This window comes from Nitrospira sp., assembly GCA_029194535.1.
In the GTDB taxonomy this organism is placed as follows: Bacteria; Nitrospirota; Nitrospiria; order Nitrospirales; family Nitrospiraceae; genus Nitrospira_C.
Window position 1 is genome coordinate 788947 of sequence record JARFXR010000001.1, and the last position, 24875, is coordinate 813821.

Consider the following 24875-nt stretch of genomic DNA (forward strand, 5'->3'; position numbering starts at 1 on the left):
ATGTGCAGATGGATGGTGCCCGATTCGTCGCCTCACCAAGCCGGTGGCTTCGGGATTATCGCCGGCGGATCAAACCAGGGGGACGACCGCTTGTCATCCTGCAGCCGATGGGACCTGTCATGTTTGTGTTTGATGTGTCAGACACGGTTCCTGAGGAAGGAGCACCGGCGCTTCCACGGGAAGTCGTAGAACCGTTCGAAGTCAGACAAGGCAAGGTATCGGATGAACTGGACCGGACGATCATGAATTCTCGTCGCGACGGCGTGGAAGTGAGCGAGCGCATGGCCGGCTCGCAGAGCGCGGGCCTTATTCAGCGTGCCAAGCCGGGCCGAACCTTGGCTGTCCAAGTCAAAGAAAGACCAAGGCCGGAGTTCCTCGACATCCCACTTCGTTATGAACTGCTGCTGAATACTGAACATTCAAAGGCTACGAAATACGCCACCCTCGTTCATGAGTTGGGACACCTGTACTGCGGTCACCTTGGAACACCCTATGAGAGGTTTTGGCCCGATCGACGAGGCTTGCCCTATGAAGTAGAAGAGTTCGAAGCTGAATCAATCTGCTATCTCGTCTGTGCCCGACTGGGAATCGATAATCCATCCGAGGAATACCTGGCCGGATTTATGAAAACAAATGAAGAGACACCTCCAATCAGTCTTGATTGTGTGATGAAAGCGGCTGGTTTGATTGAACACATGGGGCGCGAGAAGCTCAAGCCGAGAAAAGGAAGAGATTGAAACCACCATATCAAAAGAAACTCATCGAAGTGGCGCTGCCGCTGGAGGCGATTAACAAGGCTTCGGCGCGGGAGAAGTCCATCCGTCATGGGCATCCGAGCACGCTGCACCTCTGGTGGGCCAGGCGGCCGTTGGCAGCGGCGCGCGCGGTGATCTTTGCGCAGATGGTGGATGACCCGTCGAGCCGGCCAGACCTGTTCCCCACGGAGAAGAAGCAGGAGAAGGAACGGCAACGGCTCTTCAAGATCATCGAAGACCTCGTGCAGTGGGAAAACACCACGAACGAAAAAGTCTTGCAGGCGGCGCGCGATGAAATCTGGCAGAGCTGGCGGCGAGCCTGCGCCGACCATGCCGACCATCCACGGGCCAAGGACCTGTTCAATCGCAACAAGCTCCCGGCCTTTCACGATCCCTTCGCAGGCGGCGGAGCCTTGCCGTTGGAGGCCCAACGGCTTGGCCTCGAAGCCTACGCGAGCGACCTGAATCCAGTCGCTGTGCTGATCAACAAGGCGATGATCGAGATCCCGCCAAAGTTTTCCGGCAAGCCACCGGTGAATCCTGAATCGCAAAATGACAAGACGCTGTTCAAAAGGGAATGGCATGGCGCGCAAGGATTGGCCGAAGATGTTCGCTACTACGGGAAATGGATGCGGGACGAGGCCGAGAAGCGCATCGGCCATCTGTATCCCAAGATCGAAGTGACCAAGGAGATGGCGAAAGATCGGCCCGACCTCAAGCCCTACATCGGCCACAAGCTCACCGTGATCGCGTGGCTCTGGGCGCGCACGGTGAAGAGCCCGAACCCGGCATTCGCGAAGGTGGACGTGCCGCTCGCCTCCACCTTCATGCTCTCGACCAAGCCTGGTAAAGAGGCCTACGTCGAGCCGGTGGTTGATGACAAGAGCTACCGATTCACGGTGAAGGTGGGGAAGCCGAAGCACGCAGAGCGGGCGAAGAACGGGACCAAGCTCTCGCGCGGCGCGAACTTCGAGTGTGTGATGTCGGGGACGCCGATTGCGGGCGACTACATCAAGGCCGAGGGCAAGGCCGGGCGGATGGGCGCGCGACTGATGGCCATTGTGGCGGAAGGCCAGCGTGGGCGCCTGTACCTCGCGCCATTGCCGATGCACGAGGAGGTGGCGCTCAAGGCTAAGCCGGAGTGGAAGCCGGAAGGCGACGTGCCCGCACGACTCACGGGCGGTACTTGCGTGCCATATGGCTTGGTGACTTGGGGCGATCTCTTCACCCAGCGGCAGTTGGTGGCGCTGACGACCTTTTCCGACCTCGTGGGCGAGGCAATGCAGCAAGTCCGCCGCGACGCGCTTGGCGCAGGCCTGCCCGATCCTTCGACAGGCTCAGGACAGGCGAACAAGCCCCTGCGCGGCGGCGGCACCGGCGCGGAGGCGTATGCAGAGGCGGTGGGGGTGTATCTGGTTTTTGCGTTGGACAAAGTCGTCGATCGTGGATCTTCAATCGGCAGGTGGGACCCAACGCCGACTCAGAGCGGGATTATTAACACCTTCAGCCGGCAAGCGCTTCCCATGACCTGGGACTTCGCTGAGTCGAATCCTCTTGGCGCAGCGTCTGGAAACTATGTAAGTGCCATCGAACTTGTAACTAAGGTATTAGACAAACTCCCCAGCAACGGTATTAGTTCCGCTGAACAGGCGGATGCTTCAGGTCAAACGACAAGCACCGATCGATTGGTTTCTACCGACCCACCCTACTACGACAACATCGGCTACGCTGACCTGTCCGACTTCTTCTACGTCTGGTTGCGCCGCTGCCTGCAGCCGATCTTCCCCGACCTATTTGCCACGGTCGCCGTGCCGAAAGCCGAGGAACTGGTCGCCACGCCATACCGCCATGGGAACAAGGAGAAGGCAGAAACCTTCTTCTTGGAAGGCATGACTCAGGCGATGCATCGGCTGGTGGAGCAGGCGCACCCAGCGTTTCCGGTCACGATTTACTACGCCTTCAAACAGTCGGAGACAGAGAGTATCGAAGGTACGTCTAGCACCGGCTGGGAAACCTTTCTCGATGCGGTGATCCATGCCGGTTTCGGGATTAGCGGTACCTGGCCGATGCGCACGGAACTGAGCAATCGGATGATTAGCTCTGGCACGAACGCGCTCGCCTCCAGCATCGTGCTCGTCTGCCGTCCGCGAGCAGCAGATATGCCCACCGCCACCCGCCGTGAGTTTGTCGCCGCGCTGAAGGCCGAACTGCCGCAGGCGCTGCGCCGATTGCAGGAAGGCAACATCGCCCCGGTGGATCTCGCACAGGCGGCCATCGGCCCAGGCATGGCGGTCTACACGCGCTACGCCAAGGTGCTCGACGCCGAGGGCAAGCCACTTTCCGTGCGTGAGGCGCTGGCTCTCATCAATCAAACACTCGATGAGGTCTTAGCCGAACAGGAGGGCGACTTCGACGCCGACAGCCGCTGGGCCTTGGCCTGGTTTGAACAATCCGGCTTCGCTCCTGGGGACTATGGCGTGGCCGAGACGCTCTCGAAGGCGAAGAACACGAGTGTCTCGGGGTTGGTCGACGCAGGCATTCTGTCCTCGAAGGCAGGAAAGGTGCGTCTCCTCAAGCCGGACGAATTGCCGAAAGACTGGGACCCCACCAGTGATCAGCGCCTGACGAACTGGGAGATGGTGCACCACCTCATTCGCGTCCTCGAATCAGGCGGCGAAGGAACAGCAGCGCAGTTGGTTGCGAAGCTGGGCAGCAAGGCTGAGACTGCCCGCGAACTCTGCTATCGCCTCTATGCGCTCTGCGAGCGAAAGAAGCGAGCAGCCGAGGCATTGTCCTACAACGCCCTCGTCCAAAGCTGGCCGGAGATCACGCGGCTCGCGCGGGAGGGGCGAACGGAGCAGGCCGGGACTGGTGCAACGGGCGACTTGTTTGAGTGAACGACAAGGTGTCCTTCCATCAAATATCGATGGGACTGAATGTGTCCTTGACTGGAGGACACCTGCGGGTCATGCTGATGCCATGAGCCTGCACCCCGTTCTGGCCGAAAAACTGAGCGCCGCCATGGCGGCGGAAGCCATGCCGGTGTTCACCCGGCGCGATGCGCGCCTGCCCGCCGTGCCCGGCAAGGTGCATGCGGTGATCGGGATGCGCCGGGCCGGCAAGACCACCTTTCTGCGGCAGTTGCTGCAGGAGCGCCGGGCGACGGCGGCGCCGGAGCAGGCGATCTATCTGAGCTTCGACGACGACAGGCTGGCCGGGCTCGGCGCGGACCAACTCGGGAATTTGCTCGAGGAGTATTATCGGCGGGCGCCGGCGTTGCGCGGGCGCACGACCGTGCGCTGGCTCCTCGACGAGATTCAGCTCGTGCCCGGATGGGAACGGTTTGTGCGGCGCGTGCTGGACAGCGAGAAGGTCGAGGTCGTCGTGTCCGGGTCGTCGGCGCGGATGCTCTCGCGCGAGGTGCACACGTCGCTCCGCGGCCGCGGCATGGCGACCGTGATCCGGCCCTTCAGCTTCCGTGAGTTTCTGCGTCACCGTGACGAAGAGCCGGGCGGGGATGCTCGGCGCTGGAAGCCGGCGGAACGCTCGCTGATCGAGAAGCGGTTTCGTGAATTTCTGTCGGGAGGCGGCTTTCCCGAGGCGCAGGGATTGTCGCCTGTATCCAGGATCGAGTTGTTGCAGGGCTACGTGGATACCGTCTTGTTCCGCGATGTGGTGGAACGCTATGGGGTGTCGCAGGTGGCGGCGTTGCGGTGGCTCGTGCGGCAATGTCTGCGCAACCCGGCCGGGAGCTTCAGCGCCCACCGGTTGCACCAGGACTTACAGGCTCAAGGTCACGGCGTGGCCAAGGATGCCGTGCATGCCATGCTCGGCCATCTGCTGGACGCCTTTCTGCTCAGTGCCGTGCCGCTGGCCACCGATTCGGAGCGTCAGCGCAACTCCAACCCGCGCAAGCTCTATCCGGCGGATCCCGGACTCATCAAGGCGTTTGACGCCAGCGGTAGGACGAACCAGGGGCATGCGCTGGAGACGGTGGTGTTGAACGAGCTGGAGCGACGCAAGGCCGAGGTGGGGTATGTGAAGACGACCGACGGGCTGGAGGTGGATTTCTTGGCGCGCTATCTGGGTGGAGGGGAAGCACTGCTCCAGGTGTGCGCGGATCTGTCGGCGCCGGAGACGCGCGCACGCGAAGTGCGCGCCATGACGGCGGCGGCGAAGGAGCACCCGCAGGCCGCACGGCGGCTGCTGGTGCTCGATCGCGAGGCGCTCGCTCAGGTGAAGGAGGCCGGGATCGAGGCACAGCCTGTGTACGAGTGGCTGCTGGCCGATCACGTTGCGGAACAGGATTGAAGAGGAGCAACACCCATGGCCATCACCAACCACGAACGTGTCGGCAAGGCGCTGGACCTCCTCAAGGAGGGGCTCCAGCCTTTTGTCGAACGGGAGATGAAGGCGCAGCACGCGCAACAATGGTTTGAACAGGTGAGGGCGTCGGTTGGAGAGACACAGTCCAACCTCTTCGGCACGGAAGACAAACCCCGCTGGGATGTCGCGGCGCTGTTGGGCGTGATGTGGAATCAGTGGCAGCTCGTCTTTCGGAAGCCGCTGGGGCAGGCGGAGCGGTCGCTCGTGAGCGAGCTGCGCGATGTGCGCAATCGATGGGCGCATCAGAATCCGTTCTCCGGCGATGATGCCTATCGGGCCCTCGACTCCGCGGCGCGGCTGTTGACCGCCGTCTCTGCTGCTCAAGCCGATGAGGTTGAGAAGATGAAGATGGAGCTTCTGCGCGTGCGCTTCGATGAGCAGGTGCGCACCGAGAAGCGGAAGAGCGCCGGCACCGCGATCGACAGTCGGGCGACAGGCGGGCTGACGCCCTGGCGTGAGGTCGTCAATCCGCACAAGGACGTGGCGAGCGGGCGCTATCAACAAGCCGAGTTCGCCGCGGATCTCTGGCAAGTGCATATCGGAGAAGGGTCGGACGAGTACAAGAATCCGGTGGAATTCTTTCGCCGTACCTACCTGACGGACAGCCTGAGACGACTCCTGGTGGGAGCGGTTCAACGGCTGGTCGGGAAGGGAGGCGATCCTGTCGTCCAGCTCCAGACGAACTTCGGCGGCGGGAAGACCCATTCGATGTTGGCGCTCTATCACCTCCTGTCCGAGACTGCGCCGAGCGAACTGCCGGGCATCGATGCGGTGCTCAAGGATGCCGAAGCCACGAAGCTGCCGCGCGTCAGGCGGGTGGTCTTGGTGGGAAACCGCATCTCGCCGGGCAATCCGGTCGTCAAATCGGATGGCACGGTGATTCGGACCCTCTGGGGTGAAATGGCCTGGCAATTGGGCTATGCGGCTGGAGGAGTGAAAGAGGCGAAGACGGCGTTCAAACGTATTCAGGCCGACGATGAACGAGCCACCAGTCCCGGCGATGTCCTGCGAGCACTCTTCAACGAATACGGACCTTGCCTCATTCTGATCGACGAATGGGTCGCCTACGCTCGGCAGTTACACGATGCCGCCGATCTGCCGGGCGGCAGTTTCGAGACCCAATTCACCTTCGCTCAGGTCCTCACCGAGTCCGCCAAGCTCGCGCAGCACTGCCTGCTGGTCATCAGCCTTCCGGCTTCCGACACCTCCGGTTCACCCCATACGCAGGCCGATGATGTGGAGGTTGGGGGACAGCGAGGGCGAGAAGCCTTGGATCGGTTGCGCAACGTGGTGGGGCGAGTCGAGTCCTCCTGGCGGCCGGCCAGCGCTGAGGAAGGATTTGAAATCGTTCGCCGTCGATTGTTCGAGCCGCTGGTGGAGAAGCATCAGTATGTGGCGCGCGATACCGTTGCCAAGGCCTTCTTCGATGTGTATTCCACCCAAGCCGCAGAATTTCCCCCTGAATGCCGCAACTCTGACTATGAGAAGCGGCTGAAGGCCGCATATCCTATTCACCCGGAGATTTTCGATCGGCTCTATACCGACTGGTCCACGCTGGTGAAGTTTCAACGGACGCGCGGCGTCCTGCGCTTGATGGCCGCGGTCATTCATAGTCTCTGGGAAAAGGGCGACCGGAATCCGTTGATCCTTCCCGCGAACATTCCGATCGACGATCCGCGGGTGCAATTCGAACTGACCCGCTATCTGGCGGATAACTGGGTGCCGGTCATTGAAAAGGATGTGGATGGACCGAACGCGCTTCCGCTTCGGCTGGATGGAGAGGTGCCGAATCTGGGTAAGTATGCAGCCGGGCGGCGGGTGGCGAGGACGATCTACCTCGGGTCGGCTCCGACTGCGACAGCGGCCAATCGCGGTATCGAGGATCGCCGGGTGAAACTCGGCTGTGTGATGCCGGGAGAATCGCCGACGATCTTCGGCGATGCGCTACGTCGATTAGGCAGCGCGGCGACCTACCTGTATCAAGATGGTGCTCGGTATTGGTACTCGACCCAGCCGACGGTGACAAAACTCGCGGAGGACCGGGCCGAGCAGCTCAAACGCAATCCCGATAAGGTCGCACAGGAACTCGACCGACGGCTTCGCGAAGATCTCCGTAAGACAGGTGACTTCGTCCGTGTGCATCCCATGCCCGAGTCAGGACAGGATGTGCCGGACGATCTGGATGCACGACTGGTTGTCCTCGGCGTCGACCACCCGTACAGCAAGCAAGCGGACAACCAGGCCGAGGTTGCCGCGAAGGCGATCCTGGAATCACGAGGCAGCCAGCCGAGGCTCTTCCGCAATACGCTCGTCTTTTTGGCGGCTGACCAGGTGAGGCTCCAAGATCTGGATGAGGCGGTGCGTCGCTATCTCGCGTGGGATGCCATCCTCGCCGAGAAAGAGGCGCTCAATCTCGACCCACACCAGGTCAAGCAGGCGGAGAATCAGTTGCGGGCAGCCGACGGGGTGGTCTCGGCTCGGCTACCCGAGACGTATCAATGGCTCCTGGCGCCTGGGCAGGCGAACCCGCAGGCGGCGGTGGAATGGCAGGCCATCCGGTTGTCCGGGTCAGACCCACTCGCGGTGCGTGCGAGCAAGAAGCTCGGCAAAGATGGGCTATTGAGTGTCTATGGGCCGACGGTGCTTCGATTAGAGATGGATCGCATTCCGCTCTGGCGGGGCAAGGCCCATGTCCCGGTGAGACAGCTTGTCGAAGATTTCGCGCGGTATCTGTATCTGCCGCGACTCAAGAGCCCCGAGGTCTTGCTCGAAGCCATTCGAAGCGGCCTCGGCCTCCTGTTGTGGCATCAGGAATCGTTTGCCTATGCGGATAGCTTTGATGAAGCCGCCGGCCGCTATAGGGGTCTGCGCTGTGGACAACCGGTGCTGATCACCAGTACCGACCCGGGCCTGCTCGTCCAACCGGAAGCCGCCTTCCAGCAACAGGAGGCCGAGACAAAGGCGGCGCCTGCCCCAGTTGGGCCGACGGGGACGGAGCCAGAAACCGGACCTGCTGGAGGGACAGTTGGAGCCGGCAAAGACGGTGTGGCACCACCCAAAGGGCCACGACCACCGAAACGATTTCACGGGACTGTCAGCCTCGATCCCACCCGCGTGGGCCGTGACGCCGGCCGTATTGGTGACGAAGTCATCGCACACTTAGTTGGACTGATGGGATCGGATGTCAAAGTGACGTTGGAGATCGAGGCTGAGATTCCAAATGGTGCTCCGGACAACGTCGTGCGTACAGTCACGGAAAACAGCCGGACGTTGAAGTTCACCAGTCATGGGTTTGAAGAGGAATAGATATGTTGACCCTTCGCGATACTGTGATCATCAGGGCAATCAGTGGCTGGCAACCGCTCATCGAGACGAACTGATGGAGGACTGGAATTTATGCAGCCAGCTCACAACTCCAAAACCGATCGCCCCTCTGATGTAGAACCGGCCATCCGGCATCTGGTGCCTTTGCGGGTTCTTTCCGTGAGCACCGGCCGCCAAAAACAAAGGTACCGGCTAGTAGAACTTTTGGAGGAAGAGAAAGGTGTCAGGAACCTTTCCCTCCTCGTCCGCGCATGACCAACGGATTTAGTTCATCAATCGACTATGCTGAGTCAAGAGAATGGTTCCTGACACCTTTCTCTGACCGACCCGACTTTTCCTGCCTGTGCTGGTCGAATCCCTTCATTGGCATTTCGGTTTTTGTGATTTGAGTTTTGGTATTTGAGGCTTTCCATCTGTATGAAGGTGGGCCTGGATTCCCGCGTTCGCGGGGATGACGGAGTTTCCAAACATGAGTCCATTACCAAATGGGAAGTGTACGTTCCATGGACGGGTAGACAGTTCAGGGAGAGAACGTGGCGGTTTTACCGTTTGGCTTCAGGAGGGGGCCAGTTCATTTCCGTGTGTCTACCGCAATAAAAGCAGGAGAGGCGGTAGCGCGCTTTGCGGCGAGGGTTGGGCATGGAGGTGAAGGTGATGGGGGTATCGTCGAAGGGGCAGGTCGGTTGATCGTGCAGCAGATGCATCTCCGCCATCATGGTGATCGAGGCGACGTCCCAGGAGGGAGAGGTCCCCGGCTCGCCGGTGATGGACTCTACGATATGGCACCGTTCGCATTCGGCTTGATACGTCTTCACCCCGGCATTGTGCGAGGTCAGATCGGTCACGTCCATCGGGCCTCCGCAGTCCGGACGGGCACAAGTCAGATGTTCGTGTTGCAGCGCCTGCACAAACCGGCGGTGGCTCGATCGCTCCTGCTCTGTCTTCATGTACGCTTCCCTCCTAAATTCCCCAAGCCCCGCTGATCTGAATGTTGGCTCCGTTGACGTACCGGGCTTCCTCGCTCAGCAGAAAACGGGCGGCGGCCACGACGTCGCCGACGGTCCCGATATATCCCGCCGGAATCCGTTTGGCCATGCCCGCCAGTTCTTCGGGTGGCGCACTGCCGGAGTCGATGAAGCCGGGCGAGATGGCATTGACCGTGATGCCGTGCGGCGCCAAGAGTTTTGCCAGCGTCCTGGTCAGCATGAGCACTCCTGCCTTGGCGATATAGTGGGCGGTGACGTCCGGTTGCGAGACCATCTGCTCCGTGTTCGCCATGCTGAAGGTGATGATGCGACCGTACTTCCTGGCTTTCATACCGGGAGCGACCGCCTGCGCGAGGTAGAAGATGGGATGGAGATTACCGTCGAACATCTCGTTCCAGCCCTCGACCGTCTCCTCGAACAGGTTCACGCGATGGTAGGGACCGGCGCCGTTGATCAGCGCATCGATGCGTCCCCATTCCTTTTCGACCGTGGCGGCGAACTCCCGGGCCGCTGCGGGATCGGACACGTCGCAGCGACGGATCAAGGCCCTGCCGCCCCGTGCTTCGATGGCCCCGGCCGTCTCCTCCGCTTCCGCCGCGCTCGTGCGATAGCAGATGGCGACATGCCACTGTTGCGCGGCAAGGTCCAGCGCGATCCCGCGCCCGATGCCCTTCGCCCCGCCGGTGATGAGAGCGACCCGATGAGTCATACCGATCCTATTATGCCCGTGATCGAATCCGTTTGGCGAGCAGTTGCAGCGTTCCGGCTGTGCGGGCGGAGAACTGTCGCTCCGCCTTCGGCAGGGTCATGTCGCGGGCGCCGGCTTCGATGAGCACAATCAGATCGTCGATCGTATCGACGTCGCGCCATTCCGGCAGCCAGGCGACGCGAAGGCCCAGGGCTTCGGCTCTCTCGCAGGTCCGCCGGAAGACTTGACCGGTGGACCAGGGGATGTCGTCGAACAGTCCGTCTACCCGCTTGGCCAGCCCCAGCAGATAGTATCCGCCGTCCTGCGCGGGACCCAGCACCACGTCATGCTCCTCCAGCAGGGCCGCCGCCTTCCGGTAATGTTCCAGCGGCACGGTGGGTACGTCGGTTCCCACCAGGACGAGACGCTTGTGTCCGCAGCCGAACGTCTTGCTGCAGGCCTCACGCATGCGCGCGCCGAGATCGGCGCCGAGCTGGTCGATCAGGCGTACGCGGTGCCGCGCTTCCAGAATCTTGAAGAAGACGTGTTGGGACGATGGGGCGCAGGCGAGATAGCGATCGAACGGGAGCTTCCATTTGTCCATGGCGAGCTTCGTTCGTTCCAGCATGTCCAGTACGAAGCTGCCGTGCAGCGTCGCCGCCTCGTCATGCGTCAGCGGCGGACAGAGGCGGGTCTTGACCTCCCCGGCGATGGGAGCTTTAGCGAAAATAATCAGGGCGTTCTCGGCTTGCACAACCTGTGACCCGGGACGGATGTCCGACGGCTTTCTCATAATTCACTACTCAGCACTCAGGACTCAGCACTTCCTCCCTGCCAATCATCGCACTGCTGGATACAATCGCGCGAGACGGTGTGGGCTCACGCCGATCCGATACAGGAATCGGAGGCTCCACATCAGCGCGATCGTTCTCAGCGGGCCGCGTTGACGCCACCGCCGGTCCGACGTGGTGACGACGTCGCGCAACGCGACGATTCGTCCGCGACGCTTCAATCTGGCGCTGAATTCGATGTCCTCCATCAGGGGGATTTCGGGAAAGCCGCCCAACTCTTCGAATACCGCCTTGCGCACGAACAGAGCCTGATCGCCGGTGGAGATATGGCTCAGGCGCGAGCGCAGGTTCATCAGTGCGGTGATCACATAGCCCCAAACCGAGGGGATGTCAAATTGCACGTCGAACCGGCCGCCGACGGCCGGAGGGTCGGCCAGAGCCGTTTCGATGGAGAACTTGGCCTGTGACGGAAGGTGGGTGTCCGCGTGGAGAAACAGCAGGATCTCGCCGCCGGCCGCCTGCGCGCCGGTATTGAGCTGAACGGCGCGTCCCGACTTGCCGGTCAGAAGGAGCAACGGAGACGTCCCCGTTCGGCGAAGATCGGATGCCGTCTCGGCCGCGATGTCTCTCGTGCGATCGGTGCTGCCGCCATCGACGACGATGATCTCCCTGAAACCGAGACCGGCCGTGGCGAGTAACGTATCGCGGATCGTCCCGGCTTCGTTGAGAGTCGGGATGATGACCGAAATGGACGGGGACGGGTCCGGAGGCACGTCGGAGGGCGCACCGCGCTTACGCGGGCTTTTTCGGCTCATTGAACATGAAATACATGACGATCACCACCGTGGCCCAGAACACGACCTGCTTGTGCCAGAACAGCACCTCTCCATAGTGGAAGAAGGCGAACGCCAAGGCGAGGGCGCAGGCGATCACGCCGTACCGGAGCATGGGAAGCTCGATCGCAGCGTTGGCCCACACGGCCAGTCCTCCGAAGTAGATCAGCAGCGGCACCACGTTGATCTCGAAGCCGCCGCTGATCGACAGGAACACGTTCAGGAATCCGATGAACATGAGCGCCGTGCCGACCATGACGCCGACCACGTGCATTTGCGTCTCGCTGCCGCCGTCCTGCTCGCTCCGGCGTCTGTTGTCGGGACGGGGCGGCTGGTCGTCTGATTGAGGTGTCGGAAGATCGGTCGGTGCCATGGCGCTACCTTGCACTATACCTTGAAATGTTTGCTGAGGGTGAGGGCCTGCTGCTGATAGGACGAGCCCAGCCCGACGCCGTAGAGGCGGTTCGGCACGTCGATCATGCGATCATAGATGACTTTGAAAAAGGTTTGTCCGTCGTGGATTAGGAACGGGACGTCATGGGGGCGCACCTCCAACACGACCTGCGTGCCGGCAATTTCACCGTCGGTTCCGTATCCGAAGCCCGGATCGAAGAACCCGGCGTAATGGGTGCGCAGTTCACCGCAAGCCGCCTCGTAGGCCACCATTTCGGCCGCGTAATCCGGCGGGACACAGATGCGTTCTTTGGAGGCCAGAATATAAAACTCCTCCGGCTCCAGCAGCAGGCTGCCCTGGCGGTGCCGGTACAGAGGCTCCCAGAAATCGGCGGCCGCATAGTAGCCGACCTTGGAGAGGTCGATGACGTGGCTGTTCTTTTTCGCCCGATAGCCGATGACGGCGTCGCCCGCTCGCTCCTCTCCCTTGAGGTCGATGCGGAGGAACAGGCCGTGATCGGTGCGGAATTCCCTCGCGGCCACGGCCTTGCGCCTGGGCATGTTGTGATAGAGCAACGGTTCCTGCCGGTGCAGACGCTGAAGCATCGTATCGGGCGCCGTCGCCTCGCCGCGGATGAAACGAATCTGGTTGAGGCTCTGCCCGGTCTTGACTTTGACGGCGAACGAACGGGGCACGACTTCGAGGAACAAGGGGCCGTGATAACCGGCGCGGATCTCGTCGAAGCCGGTATTGAGGTCGGTGACGACGCGGGTGAACACGTCGAGCCGGCCGGTGGTGCTCTTGGGGTTGGCCCGCGCCCGCAGCGTCTTCGGCAGCTTGAGAGCTTCCAGCAGCGGCACGAGATAGACATGGCCTTTCTCGAGGATCGCGCCCTCGCTCAGGTCAATCTCATACATCACAAGGTCGGAGTGGTAGAAGTCCATCACGTCGAGGCGGCTGGAAATGGGCGAAAGCTCGGGCAGGAAACTGCTGATCAATCGATAGGCTTTCCTGCCCAGGCGGAGGTCGAGGCTGGCCGGTTGGATCTGCCGGTCCTCGATCGGAAGGGGCGCGGTGATGCCGCCCCCGGTGATCAATCGCGTGATCTGTTGGTAGGGCAGGATGCCCTGAGCCGGAGCCACGGTCATCAGTCGTCCATATCGCCGCCGCAGCTGTTGCCCCACGCGGCATAGCCGTCGCGATCGGGATAGCTGTCGCCGCAGGGGGCGAAGCCGTCGGCCTCGTCCTGATAGGAGGCGCGCGCGCCGACCATCGGCAACTCACGTCTCTCCTGAGCCATGTCGAAGGAGCCGCTCGCCTCTTTCGGCTGCGGGTAGCGGAAGCGCTTGTTCTCGTAGTTGCGGAGTACGGCCTCGTCGTCGTTCAAGCGGACCAGATAGTCGTCCGGGAGCAATGGAATCTTGCCGCCGCCGCCCGGTGCGTCGATCACGAAGTGCGGCACGGCCATGCCGCTGGTGTGGCCTTGAAGCGCCTTGATGATGTTCAACCCCGTCTCGACCGTGGTGCGGAAATGATTTGTGCCTTTGGTCAGGTCCGCCTGGTAGAGATAGTACGGTTTCACCCGCGCCAGCAGTAATTGATGGACAAGGCGACGCATGGTTTCCGGATCGTCGTTGACGTCCTTGAGGAGCACGGTTTGGGCGCCCAGAGGAACCCCCGCATCGGCCAGACGTCCGCAGGCCGCCTTGACCGCCGAGGTCAACTCGTCGGGATGGTTGAAGTGCAGATTCATGTAGATCGGATGATATCGCTTCACGATCTCGCACAGAGCCGGCGTGATCCGCTCAGGAAGCGTGCCGGGCACCCGGGAGCCGATGCGGATCAACTCCAGATGCGGGATCGTCCGGAGCGCCTTCAAGATGCGTTCGAGCAGGTGGTCCGGCAACAGCAACGGATCGCCGCCGGAGAGGATGACATCCCGCACTTCTGAATGAGCGCGCAGGTAGGCGACGGCGCGATCCAGTTCGCCTTTCTTGAGAAACCCGGGTTTGCCGACCAGACGCTTGCGCGTGCAGAACCGGCAGTAGATCGGGCATTGATTGGTCACCATGAGGAGCACACGGTCCGGATACCGGTGCACCAGGTGGGGCACCGGGCTCATGAGGTCTTCCTCGAGCGGGTCATCCTCCGCGTCGATGTCGGCCAGTTCGGCGACATCCGGGATGACCTGCTTCCAGATCGCGTCGTCTTTCGCCCGGATGGTGTTCAACACCGTGGGCGTGATCCGCATGGGATAGGGGCCGACGATATCTTCGATCTCCTTGGCATCGAGGCCCAGGCGATCGGCGAGATCCTTCGGCTTGACGATGCTGTCGGCGAGGATCCGTCTCCATTCCTCCATCGACTCACTCCCTCGTTTGCTGGTGATTGACGAGGCCGGCTCCGTCCCCGCGTTTGCCCGATTTCGTCACGCCGGTGCGGGGGCCGACGGGCGGCTCAGCGCTGGGTCGGATGATTCGCCTCAGCCTTGCGCTCGATGTACGTCAGGATCTCATCGGTTTCCGTCAGCACCTTGTCGCCGTCCTTCAAGACCGGGACATAGTGTTGCCCGGACACCTCGAAGACCTGTTTGCGGAACGGCCGGACATCGGGAACAATGACGCTCTCGTAGGGCAGGCCCACCTCGTCGAGCTTGCGACGCACCGCTTCACACTCCGGACACCAATCGACGTGATAGAGCGTCAGAGCCATGACGTCAAGCTCTGGGTGCTGAGTGCTGAGTGCTGAGTTGGGAATGCGAAAGACCGCGCATCAATTTTCCGTATGCTTCAGGACTCATCGCTCAGCACTTGGTGCTGGAGCCGTGTCCCCCGCCGCAGCGGCGCAGGGAGTCAGGATCGCATCCTTCATCCCGTGGATGACTTTCTTGTCGGCCGGGCAGACGGTTGCCAGAATACCAGCCAGCTCCACCTTTTCGCCAGTCACGAAATAATACGGGGACAACCTGGCCCGACCCGCCATCTGGCGGATCTCGCCGCCGGCCGCATCGAAGTACTCCATGTGATATTGCCGGCCCCTGTGAAACTCTTGCAGGACGTGGGGCGTATGCGGAAACGCGGCCAAGGCTCCGTCGATCGCACCCGCCCATTCGCTCTGAGGTAGATCGTGTCCGACCGATACACCCCGGCTTCCCCACGCCAACTCCGAGAAGCCGGAAGGCTTGATGACGAAGTGCCGCTCCTTCTGGGTGGCCGATGCGAGATCCCGCCAGTTTGCAAGAGCCCGATCGCCGATTGACAGGCCAGGGATGGTTGCCGACGGCGGAACCGGAGCCGGATCGAGCAGCCACGTTCGCGGCATGATCGCCGTCAGGTGTAGCCACGTGTCCTCGCCCAATTCCCGACGCCAGAAAGGGCGGAGCACCGGATGGTGGAGCAGCGCGAAGGCCGACTTCTCCTCCAGCGCCGGCTTGTACGGAGGCGTGACGGCCACCCAATCCTTTTTCACGGCGTACTGTAGTAGCTCCGACTTGGGAATATTGGGCAGGTCGAACAGCTCGAAGAACCGATAAATCAGGGCGATCGGTTTTTCGCGGTCGCCGTCGAGGAGGCGGAGCCCCCCTTCCGTGAACCGGACGTCACGCGGTTCCACGCAGTGAGTCTCGACCCCACGGCCGGAGAGTTGCGCCGCCATCCAGGCCATTTCCGGCCGATAGTCCTTGGCTTCATCCGACACCACGATGGCCGTGCATCCTTCACGGGAACCGCGAAGATGCGCCAGCATCGCGGCAAAACCGCTGATCATCCCCTCTCGTCCGCCGATTATTTGACTCGGGGCCAGGGGCGGCGCGGAAGAGGGGATATCCGTATAGACATGGCTCAGAGCGGCGGTGAGCCCGATGCCGCCCGGCACCGAATCGAGCTCGGTAATGACCATCCCGTCGGAGGTCGGAATCACATCCGGGCGGATCACGGCGGGCAGCAGGTTGCGAAACCGCTTCATGCGACTGTAAGTGACGAGCCCTTCGGGTTTTCCGTGGTCCAAGGCTTCGGCGACCCAGGAGGGCTGCAGGCCTCGGACACTCTCCGTGTACAGTCGGTTGAGCGCGCGATAGAACGACAGCAGATGGAGACCCAAGCGGTGGAAGAAGACTGTCTGTTCGGCCGACAGGAGGAACGGAGTCGTCCCGATCCGCCAGGAGTTCACCGCGGTGTCAGGTACCGCCGCAGTCGAGGTTCCGGCAGTCGCGGTGAACAACCCCGCGTCCACCAGTGCATCCCGAATGGCGGAACAGCGATACAGGAGATTGGAGGTAGTCAAATGAACAGGAGCGATGTTCGTAACAATCGACCAACGTCAATGATCGTAGCACGCGCCCTATGATCGTACAAGGGGACCGGGAACGATCGTGGGCGGGGACGCGGGGGTCGCCATGCGCACGCAGTTCTTGCCCGCCCGCTTGGCCGCGTACACGGCGGCGTCCGCGGCGTTGACGAGGTCGGTGGGGATGTCCGCATGAACGGGAAAGGATGCGACACCGACGCTGCAGGTGAGAGAAAACGAGGGTGCCGTCAGGGCGGAGAGTTCCGGCAACATCGTGAGCGTGGTCACGCGATGGCGGAGTCGTTCGGCCGCGGTGAGCGCTCCGTCCATCGACGTGTCGGGAAGAATCAGGGCGAACTCTTCGCCGCCGTACCGCGCCGCGAAGTCGCTGGCGCGCGCGATTCCACGGCTGGTGCCCTGTTGACTGTCCAACAGCCAGCCGATTTCCCGGAGTACTTGGTCGCCCGTGGTGTGTCCATACATGTCGTTGATCTGTTTAAAATTGTCGAGATCGACGAACAGCAGCGAGAGGGGACGCATCGACCGGAGCGCGAGCGCGCACAAATGAACCAGCGTCTGTTCGAAGTGCGAATGGTTGTACAGGCCGGTGAGGCTGTCTCGCACGGACTGATCTTGCAGGAGCTGATTTGCCTGGATCAGATCCCGATTGGTCGCCGACAGTTTCGTGACGAGACGTTCGGTCTCCTGCTGCTGCCGCTTGAGGGCGGTGATGTCGGTGATCGTTTCGATGATATGGGTCGCTCCGGACGTCGTTTCGACTCTGGCCCATTGCATCAGGAGATGTTCATCGTTCGGCAGCGGCACTTCACTGGAGGACAACCGTCCGGTTTCGACTGCTTCCGGCATCCGGCAGAAGCTGCATGGTGTGGCACAGCCGGCGATCTTTTCGTGGCAGCTTGCATTCGAGATGTCTCCGAACTTGGTCCGCGAACGATCGTTCTGAAACACGACTGTATGGGTGAGCGGGTCAATCACCGTCACAATAAAGGGGTGCGAGTTGAGCAACAGCTGTGAATCGTATTGAGGTGGAGTGGGTGATTCGGCCATGATGTTGAGCGGCGGCAGAACGATTGGATTCTGCTGCAGTATCCCACCGATGGCACAGAGGTCAAGGAATTGTCGGTTTTTCATGCGGCTGCGCTTCGAAACCCATATCCTTGTAGTCGCTCCTCAAGAACGGTGCTAGAATGAGCGAAAAATCAAGGAGTTCCTCGATGGCGGTGCCGACCGCGCAGAGCCTGTCTCCTTCCAAGCCGACCCGCTCCGTTCCGCAGTTGGTTCCCAGCAGCACCTGCCTCCGATGCGACGTGTGCTGTCGGTTTCCTGACCCGGACAGCCCGCTCCGGCCGTACTTTACGGCCGAAGAAGTCACCCGGGCGGTGGCCGGAGGTGTGGATGCCGGCCGGTTTCCCTCCCAGCAGGGAAGTCAGATCACCCTGGTCCCCGACGAGGAGGGCGATGGATTCCACTGCCCCGCCTTCGACTCCGCCAGTGCCCGCTGTCTCATTTACGACCAGAGACCCTTTGATTGCCGACTCTATCCCCTGGCGTTGATGTGGAGTGAAGGGCACGACCAAGTGGTGCTGGGATGGGACAGCAAGTGTCCCTTCATGCGAGAGCAGGTTCCGGACTCCATTCGGCGACATGCCGATCAGACGACGGCCCGACTCAATGACCCGGACCTGCTCAAGACAGTCGTGGATCATCCCAGGCTGATCGGGCGCTTCCAGCCGGATGTCGTAGAATTGTCGAGGCTGCCGGCGTTGACTCACGCCGTACAGGCGCGCTGGGGGACGGTGGCGTTGCACCGGCTCACCCTCGAGGATGTCCCGAGAGTGACGGAAGCATTGGACGCTTCCGGACTCACCGACGCGCAGGGCCTGGCCGCGCACTCCGTGCCCTCCGTCTACCTGTGCACGACTCTGCTGAGTTATTGGTGGGCGGAACTGTACGGCGCCTTCTGTCTCTTCGCCGAATCGGCGGACGGCTGGTTCATGCCCCTTCCTCCTCTGGGGGGCGGATCGATCCAGGAGTCGATCGGCGCAGCCTTCGATCTGATGCGCCGCAGAAACGGGGCCGACTCACCGGTCCACCGGATCGACAACGTTTCCCCTGCGCTGGCTGCTCGACTGGAAGTCTTGGGGTATCGACTCGAAGCTGGAGACGGTGATTATCTGTACCGGGCGGGAGATCTGGCCGCGCTTTCCGGTGACCGGTTCAAATCGCAACGCGCGCTCTGCAACAAGGTCGAGCGGTCGGGCCAGGTGCGGGTGGCTCCGTATGCGCTTCGGGACCGCACGGAATGCCGCCGGTTGCTCCAGCGATGGCGAGAACAGAAACAGGCGGGTGTACTCGACCCATTCGGGCGGCTGTTGCTGGAAGACGCCGCCTCAACGCACGAGATCGCCTGGTCTCATTTCTCGGACTTGGGCTTAAGCGGAACCGTGGTGCGCGTCGAGGGGGAGATCCGGGCCTATACATTCGGCTGCTGGCTGACGCCCGCCACCTGGTGCGTGCTGCTGGAAGTCGCGGACCGCGCGATTTCCGGTCTCGCCCAGTACCTGTTTCGAGAGACCTGCCGTGAGGCGGTGGCCCGCGGGGCGGGATTCATCAACACCATGGACGGGGCCGGCCTGTCGGGATTGAGTCGATCCAAGGACTCGTATCACCCGATCATGCGGGTCCGACAGTACAGGCTTCTCGAGGACCGTCGTAGCTGACGATGCCGAATTTTCAAACACCGCTCATCTCGCAACGCTATCGATGGCTGCCGCTGTCCATCGTCCTGCTCACGTTTGTGGCGTCGGGAGTGGGTGTCGTGCTGCTGCGCCATGTGGAACATCGTCTTGTCGCGGCGGCCGGTGAAGATCTGATGGTGGCCGCCGCCGAAGCCTCCGATAAGCTCGATCGCCTGTTGTTCGAACGGCGTGGTGACGTCCAACTGCTGGCCCGGGCGTTTTCGCTCAGTCCGTTCGATTCTGCCTACCTCACCGGCTATCTGGGATGGATGAAGTCGACCTACGCCCCGGTCTACCACTGGATGGGCGTCACGGACGACCAGGGAGTCGTTGTGGCGTCGACGGATCCTGCCCTGCGCGGAAAGAGCCAGGCGTCGACCGCATGGTTCCAAGAAGTCCGGGCCACGAAGAAATTGTTGATCCAGGACGTCGCAGTGCACGAAGCGGACCAGGGGATTGAAACCGTCGCGTTCACCGCTCCGATTCTGGATTCCGAAGGCGCGTTCCTGGGGGCCGTGACGACGCGGGTCGCGGTTCCCGTTCTTGAAGAAGTGACGATGCGGACCGCACGGTCGCTCGAAACGCGGCAGGAATTTGCAGGTCCCGTGTCCTACCAGATGGTGACGGGCAGCGGAGTGGTGTTTGCTGATTCCGATCTCCTGCACAAGAGTCCCCAAGATCTCGGCCAGATTCGTCCGCCATCCACGGCCGCCAGCAAGGCAGGCGGCCCGGGCTTTGTGGAAGAAGAGTACCGTGGCGTCCCCGTGGTGACGGGCTATGCGCAGACCAAGGGGTTCGGCGACATCCCCGCACTGGGCTGGCATGTGTTGGTGCGCATGGAGCAGGATCGGATTTTCGATCCGATCCGATCGATCCTATGGAAGGTCGGGATCTCCGGCGCCGCCGTGTGGCTGCCCATGCTGTTTATGGTCCTCTGGTCGACGTCCAAATTGCGCAAAGAGTATCAGCAGGCGCAGCAGGAAAGCGCCTGGGCGCGGGCGGCCGAGGCGGCCCTGTTGCAGAGCCAGGAACGGAACCGCGCCATCGTGGATACGGCGCTGGACGGCGTCGTGACGATCGATTCACGCGGCATCGTCACCGACTGGAACGCGCAAGCGGCCGCGATTTTCGGATGGGGACGCGACGAAGCGCTGGGGCGTCTCCTGGGCGAAGTGATCATTCCGCCGCGGGATCGCGAGGCCCACGAGCGCGGACTCCGCCACTATTTGGCCAGCGGTGAAAGCCACATCCTCAATAAGCGTGTCGAGGTGCTGGCGCTCCATCGTTCGGGTCGAGAGTTCCCGGTCGAGCTGTCGATCTCTCCGGTACGGATCGGGGATACGTTCTTCTTCAGCGCCTTCGCCCGGGACATCACCGAGCGTCGAGAAGCGGAGACGAAGCTTCGGGAGAGCGAAGTCCGCTACCGGTCGGTCGTGAATGCGCTGGATGAAGGCGTGCTCGTCATCGACGATCAAGGTGTGCTCCGCACAGGGAATGCCAGCGCGGAGCGGATCCTGGGCATGCCCTTGGCAGAACTCATGAAGCGGCCGCTTGACGATCCGATGTGGAAGACCATCTACGAAGACGGACGGCCGTTTCCTCCTGAGCACCACCCCGTGGCGGTGACGCTGCGGAGCGGAGCGTCCTGTTCCGGCGTAGTCATGGGTTTCTACAAGGCCGACGGAGAGGTGAGATGGCTGGAGGTGAATTCCCGGCCGGTAGGATTGAAGGGACAGGGAGCGCCCGCCCTCGCGGTCGTTTCATTCTCCGATATCACCATGAGGAAACGTGCGGAAGAGCGTCTGACGGTCCAGTATTCAGTCACGAGGGTGCTCGCGGAATCCCGCACGTTGGAAGAAGCCGTGCCCAAGATCGTTCAGGCGGTGGGGCAGAATCTGGAATGGGACTACGGGGTTTTCTGGCGGGTCGACAAGGCGGAGGGGGCGTTGCGATGCATCGATCAATGGCCGCACCCGTCGATCGGGTTCGAGGCGTTTTCGGCGGTCACCTGGACGAGTCTCGTCAAGTCCGGAGAGGGGCTTCCGGGACGCATCTGGGCCACCGAACGGCCGGCTTGGGTCACCGACGTCACGGTGGACGAGCAATCGCCGTACGCCGAGCAGGCGCGGGCGGCCGGACTCCACGGCGCCTTCGGTTTTCCGGTCCGCGTCGGAACCGAGGTCGAAGGGGTCATTGAACTGTTCAGCCGACAGGTTCGGCCGCCGGACGACGAACTGCTGAAAATGATCGACGACATCTGTCTGAAGATCGGCCAGCTCGGCGAGCGGACGAGGACGGAGGACGCGTTGCGCCAGACCGAGGCGCAATTGCAGCAGGCGCAAAAAATGGAAGCCGTCGGACGGTTGGCAGGAGGGGTGGCGCACGACTTCAACAATCTCCTGACCGTCATCCGAGGTTACAGCGAATTGCTGCTCGCGCGTCTGCGGCCGGGTGATTCCATGCGCAAAGACATGGAAGAAGTGAAGAAGGCGGCCGATCGCGCCTCGGGATTGACGCGGCAGTTGCTGGCGTTCAGCCGCCGGCAGTTCATCGCTCCCAAGCTCGTCGATCTGAACGCGCTCGTCGCCAACATGGACGGCATGCTGCGCCGCTTGCTCGGTGAGGACATCATCGATCTCTGCGCCGAGCTTGCGCCGAACATCGGCGCGATCCGGGCCGATCCCGGGCAGATGGAGCAGGTCATCATGAACCTCGCGGTCAACGCGAGGGATGCCATGCCGAAGGGCGGCCGGCTGACCATCGAGACGTGCAACGTCACGATCGGGAAAGGGTCGCGCAAGAATGCCGTCGGCGTGGAGCCGGGCGCCTATGTTCAGTTGACGGTACGCGATACGGGGCACGGCATGGACGCCGAAACCCGCTCACACTTGTTTGAGCCCTTCTTTACCACCAAGGAAAAGGGCAAGGGCACAGGGCTGGGATTGTCGACGGTGTACGGCATCGTCAGACAGAGCAACGGGACCATCGCCGTGGAGAGCGTGCCCGGACAAGGCACCGTGTTCAAGATCTACTTTCCTCTGGTCGCGGAGGACCGGCCGGGAGCAAGCGGATCCGGCGAGACCGTCGATCCGGCACACGGCCGGGAGACCATCTTATTGGTCGAAGATGAGCCGGCGGTCCGTGGCCTGGTCCATGAAACCCTCCGCCTGCACGGCTACACGGTGCTCGAGGCTCGTCACGGCATCGAAGCGCTGATGACCGTCGCTAAACACACGGGTCCCATCCATTTGTTGTTGACGGATGTGGTCATGCCTCAGATGAGCGGACCGGAAGTCGCCGAAAAGCTTCGCGGCCTTCGTCCGGAAACCAAAGTGCTCTATATGTCCGGATATCCCGATCATCCGGTGTTCGAGCAAGGCGGGGTCTCGCGCGAAACGTCCTTCCTTCCCAAGCCCTTTACCCCGGTCGGCTTGGCCAGGAAGGTGCGGGAGGTCCTCGACGGCGTGAATGCGTGACCGCACCTCCGTTCGCGGCGCGCCTTCTTCCCTTGATCTTCAGCCGCGGTTCCGTTTATCGTGCCCGTCAAGGATTCAATGGGGAACGGCGTGACCGAACCGGCGCATGAGATCGACATTGGGCGCTACCGCGTCGCCCAGGAACCGTACTACGCGAACGTCCGAGGCGAGGTGCAGCTCTTTCTGACGGCCGCCAAGTGCCGCATGCCCGTCATGCTCAAAGGACCGACCGGATGCGGCAAGACGCGGTTCGTCCAGCACATGGCCTACCGGTTGAATCGGCCTCTCATCACGGTGGCCTGTCATGAGGATCTCACCGCCTCCGATCTGGTGGGTCGCTATCTGCTGAAAGGACAGGAGACCGTCTGGGTGGACGGTCCGCTCACGCTCGGGGTCAAGCACGGGGCCATCGTCTATCTTGACGAGGTGGTCGAGGCACGAAAGGACACCACGGTCATCATCCATCCGCTCAGCGACGATCGGCGGCTTCTGCCGATTGAGAAGAAAGGCCAGGTCATCGAGGCCGCGGAGGAATTCCTGCTCGTCATTTCCTACAATCCCGGCTATCAAAGCGTGCTCAAGGATCTCAAGCCGAGCACCAAGCAGCGGTTCATGGCCATTGAGTTTGATTATCCCGCTGCCGAGGTGGAGATGGAGATCGTCCGGCGAGAAGCGGGCGTCGACTCGGAGGTCGCCGGGAAACTGGTCAAGTTGGGGGCCAAAGTCCGCAATCTCAAGAATCACGGGTTGGAAGAAGGCGTCAGCACCAGGCTCTTAATCTATGCCGCGACGCTGATTCGGGAAGGCATTCCGGTCGGCCAGGCCTGCGACGTGGCCGTGGCTAGACCGGTGACCGACGATCCGGACATGCAGCGCAGCATCCTGGAACTGGTCAAAGCGATCTTCTAGCGCGCCCCTCGTACTCGAGCTGTTGGATGACGACCCCGCTACTGTGCGACGGGAAAGACGGTGCGGTCCTGACCATCCATCTGCAGCCGAAATCATCACACACAGCCTGGGCGGGCAAACACGGAAACGCGCTGAAAATCCGTGTGGCCGCCGCTCCCGCGAATGGGGAGGCCAACGATGCGCTCATTGCATTTTTGGCCGACGAGTTCGACGTTCCCTTGCGTGCGATCTGCATCGAATCGGGCGTCACCGCGCGGCGCAAGCGGCTGCTGATCCGCGGTGTGTCCGCCCGGCAGCTTGAGGCCCATCTGGCCCGCTACAGTTGGTGGTCATGAACACAAGGCAGGTCATTGTGGCGGTCAGTGCCGCCGCACTTGTGGCTTGCGCCGGTCCCAAGCCCATCTTGTATCCCAACGCACATCTGCAGTCGGTCGGGACGGAAGCTGCGGAAGCCGATATCAAGGACTGCAGGCAAATGGCCGAGTCAGCCGGTGCCGACGAGGCAACAGGGAAGGCGGGAGGTGTCGCAAAGAGCACAGCCGTGGGCGCCGGCATCGGCGCCGCCAGCGGCGCCGTCGGAGGCGCCATCACCGGTTCGCCCGGCCTGGGGGCCGCCATCGGCGCAGCGAGCGGAGCCACATGGGGATTCCTCATGGGGCTGTTCACCTCCAAGTCACAGGGCAATCCTGCATACACCAATTTTGTGAACCGCTGTTTGCAGGAGAAAGGCTACGAGGTCACGGGATGGAATTAGATCAGTCGCAGGACAAGCGGTTCGCCGCGGCGAGACAGGGGACTCGGCTCATGGTCCCGGCCTCCCAACCGCCAGGTCTGCTGCCGCGCACGGGAGGATCGCGGAGTGGAAAGCCCGTGCTCGCGCTCCTCCTGATGGCCGTCGCGACCGCCGCCTGCGCAGGGCCTCAGCCGCTGTTGCGGGCGAATGCGACCTACCAACTTCAAGGACGCGAGGGAGCAAAACTGGACGTTGCGGAATGTCAGCGGAAGGCGGAGGCGGCCGGGTTGAAACCGGGAACAGAGGCACGGAGCGGCAATGTCGCGGCCGGCGCCGGGCTCGGATTGATCGCTGGCGCAGCCGTCGGGGCGACCAGCGGTATCGCCGGCGGTCCGACCGGCGTTGCCATCGGCGCCGCAGCCGGGGCTGGGCTCGGTCTGATCATCGGATCGTTGGGAGGGGCCTATCGTCCGCTTGAACCGGACCCGCCCTATGCGGACGCGGTGGTGCACTGTCTGATCGAGAAGGGGTATGAGGTGACGGGCTGGGACTAGCCG

The 24875-nt window shown here is 62.1% G+C and carries 19 protein-coding genes and 1 pseudogene; 10 read left to right on the forward strand and 10 right to left on the reverse strand.

Going from position 1 to position 24875, the window contains the following annotated elements:
- The first annotated feature begins 119 nt into the window (after positions 1-119).
- The 4 genes from P0111_03670 (at position 120) to P0111_03685 (ending at position 8447) form a co-directional block, all read left to right on the forward strand.
- On the forward strand, positions 120-737 hold the full coding sequence (locus tag P0111_03670) for a hypothetical protein (GenBank protein ID MDF0643105.1): 618 nt from the start codon (positions 120-122) through the stop codon (positions 735-737).
- Positions 734-3652, forward strand: a complete 2919-nt coding sequence (locus tag P0111_03675) for a DUF1156 domain-containing protein (protein MDF0643106.1) — start codon at positions 734-736, stop codon at positions 3650-3652. The genes P0111_03670 and P0111_03675 overlap by 4 nt, the downstream gene beginning before the upstream one ends.
- Before the next feature lie 82 nt (positions 3653-3734).
- Positions 3735-5066, forward strand: a complete 1332-nt coding sequence (locus P0111_03680; protein ID MDF0643107.1) for an ATP-binding protein — start codon at positions 3735-3737, stop codon at positions 5064-5066.
- Between the two features lie 15 nt (positions 5067-5081).
- A complete protein-coding gene (locus tag P0111_03685; GenBank protein ID MDF0643108.1) occupies positions 5082-8447 on the forward strand; it encodes a Swt1 family HEPN domain-containing protein in 3366 nt (1121 codons plus the stop codon).
- A 560-nt stretch (positions 8448-9007) separates the two neighbouring features.
- Here P0111_03685 and P0111_03690 read toward each other — a convergent pair.
- The 10 genes from P0111_03690 to P0111_03735 all read right to left on the reverse strand — a co-directional run bounded on the left by P0111_03690 (position 9008) and on the right by P0111_03735 (position 17593).
- Positions 9008-9412: a hypothetical protein gene (locus tag P0111_03690; protein MDF0643109.1), complete on the reverse strand. Its 405-nt coding sequence runs from the start codon at positions 9410-9412 to the stop codon at positions 9008-9010.
- 13 nt (positions 9413-9425) lie between these two features.
- Positions 9426-10160: an SDR family oxidoreductase gene (locus tag P0111_03695; GenBank protein ID MDF0643110.1), complete on the reverse strand. Its 735-nt coding sequence runs from the start codon at positions 10158-10160 to the stop codon at positions 9426-9428.
- Between the two features lie 10 nt (positions 10161-10170).
- A complete protein-coding gene (locus P0111_03700; protein ID MDF0643111.1) occupies positions 10171-10932 on the reverse strand; it encodes a TIGR04282 family arsenosugar biosynthesis glycosyltransferase in 762 nt (253 codons plus the stop codon).
- A gap of 45 nt (positions 10933-10977) precedes the next feature.
- A complete protein-coding gene (locus P0111_03705; protein MDF0643112.1) occupies positions 10978-11703 on the reverse strand; it encodes a TIGR04283 family arsenosugar biosynthesis glycosyltransferase in 726 nt (241 codons plus the stop codon).
- Positions 11704-11722: 19 nt separating this feature from the next.
- Positions 11723-12136 carry a hypothetical protein gene (locus P0111_03710; protein MDF0643113.1) on the reverse strand — a complete coding sequence of 138 codons (414 nt, stop codon included), beginning with the start codon at positions 12134-12136 and terminating at the stop codon, positions 11723-11725.
- A gap of 14 nt (positions 12137-12150) precedes the next feature.
- Positions 12151-13305 carry a 2'-deoxycytidine 5'-triphosphate deaminase gene (locus P0111_03715; GenBank protein MDF0643114.1) on the reverse strand — a complete coding sequence of 385 codons (1155 nt, stop codon included), beginning with the start codon at positions 13303-13305 and terminating at the stop codon, positions 12151-12153.
- Positions 13305-14519: a KamA family radical SAM protein gene (locus P0111_03720; protein MDF0643115.1), complete on the reverse strand. Its 1215-nt coding sequence runs from the start codon at positions 14517-14519 to the stop codon at positions 13305-13307. The genes P0111_03715 and P0111_03720 overlap by 1 nt, the downstream gene beginning before the upstream one ends.
- 95 nt (positions 14520-14614) lie before the next feature.
- Positions 14615-14869 (reverse strand): glutathione S-transferase N-terminal domain-containing protein, encoded by a 255-nt coding sequence (locus tag P0111_03725; protein ID MDF0643116.1) that lies wholly within the window; start codon positions 14867-14869, stop codon positions 14615-14617.
- Between the two features lie 84 nt (positions 14870-14953).
- The gene (locus P0111_03730; protein ID MDF0643117.1) at positions 14954-16387 is read right to left on the reverse strand and encodes a hypothetical protein; all 1434 of its coding nucleotides are present in this window, start codon (positions 16385-16387) and stop codon (positions 14954-14956) included.
- 108 nt (positions 16388-16495) lie between these two features.
- Positions 16496-17593 (reverse strand): GGDEF domain-containing protein, encoded by a 1098-nt coding sequence (locus P0111_03735; GenBank protein MDF0643118.1) that lies wholly within the window; start codon positions 17591-17593, stop codon positions 16496-16498.
- Between the two features lie 83 nt (positions 17594-17676).
- Between P0111_03735 and P0111_03740 the strand changes: the two genes are divergently transcribed.
- From P0111_03740 to P0111_03765, 6 genes and pseudogenes are all read left to right on the forward strand, one after another.
- Entirely contained in the window at positions 17677-19182 is a 1506-nt protein-coding gene (locus P0111_03740; protein ID MDF0643119.1) for a phosphatidylglycerol lysyltransferase domain-containing protein, read from the forward strand.
- Between the two features lie 2 nt (positions 19183-19184).
- Positions 19185-22676, forward strand: coding sequence for a PAS domain S-box protein (locus tag P0111_03745; protein MDF0643120.1), 3492 nt, complete (start codon positions 19185-19187; stop codon positions 22674-22676).
- A 78-nt stretch (positions 22677-22754) separates the two neighbouring features.
- Entirely contained in the window at positions 22755-23585 is an 831-nt protein-coding gene (locus P0111_03750) for a CbbQ/NirQ/NorQ/GpvN family protein (GenBank protein ID MDF0643121.1), read from the forward strand.
- A gap of 26 nt (positions 23586-23611) precedes the next feature.
- Positions 23612-23920: a DUF167 domain-containing protein gene (locus P0111_03755; protein MDF0643122.1), complete on the forward strand. Its 309-nt coding sequence runs from the start codon at positions 23612-23614 to the stop codon at positions 23918-23920.
- On the forward strand, positions 23917-24339 hold the full coding sequence (locus P0111_03760; protein ID MDF0643123.1) for a glycine zipper family protein: 423 nt from the start codon (positions 23917-23919) through the stop codon (positions 24337-24339). The genes P0111_03755 and P0111_03760 overlap by 4 nt, the downstream gene beginning before the upstream one ends.
- Positions 24340-24668: 329 nt before the next feature.
- Positions 24669-24770 (forward strand): annotated as a pseudogene (locus tag P0111_03765) (microcin H47).
- Positions 24771-24875: the final 105 nt, after the last annotated feature.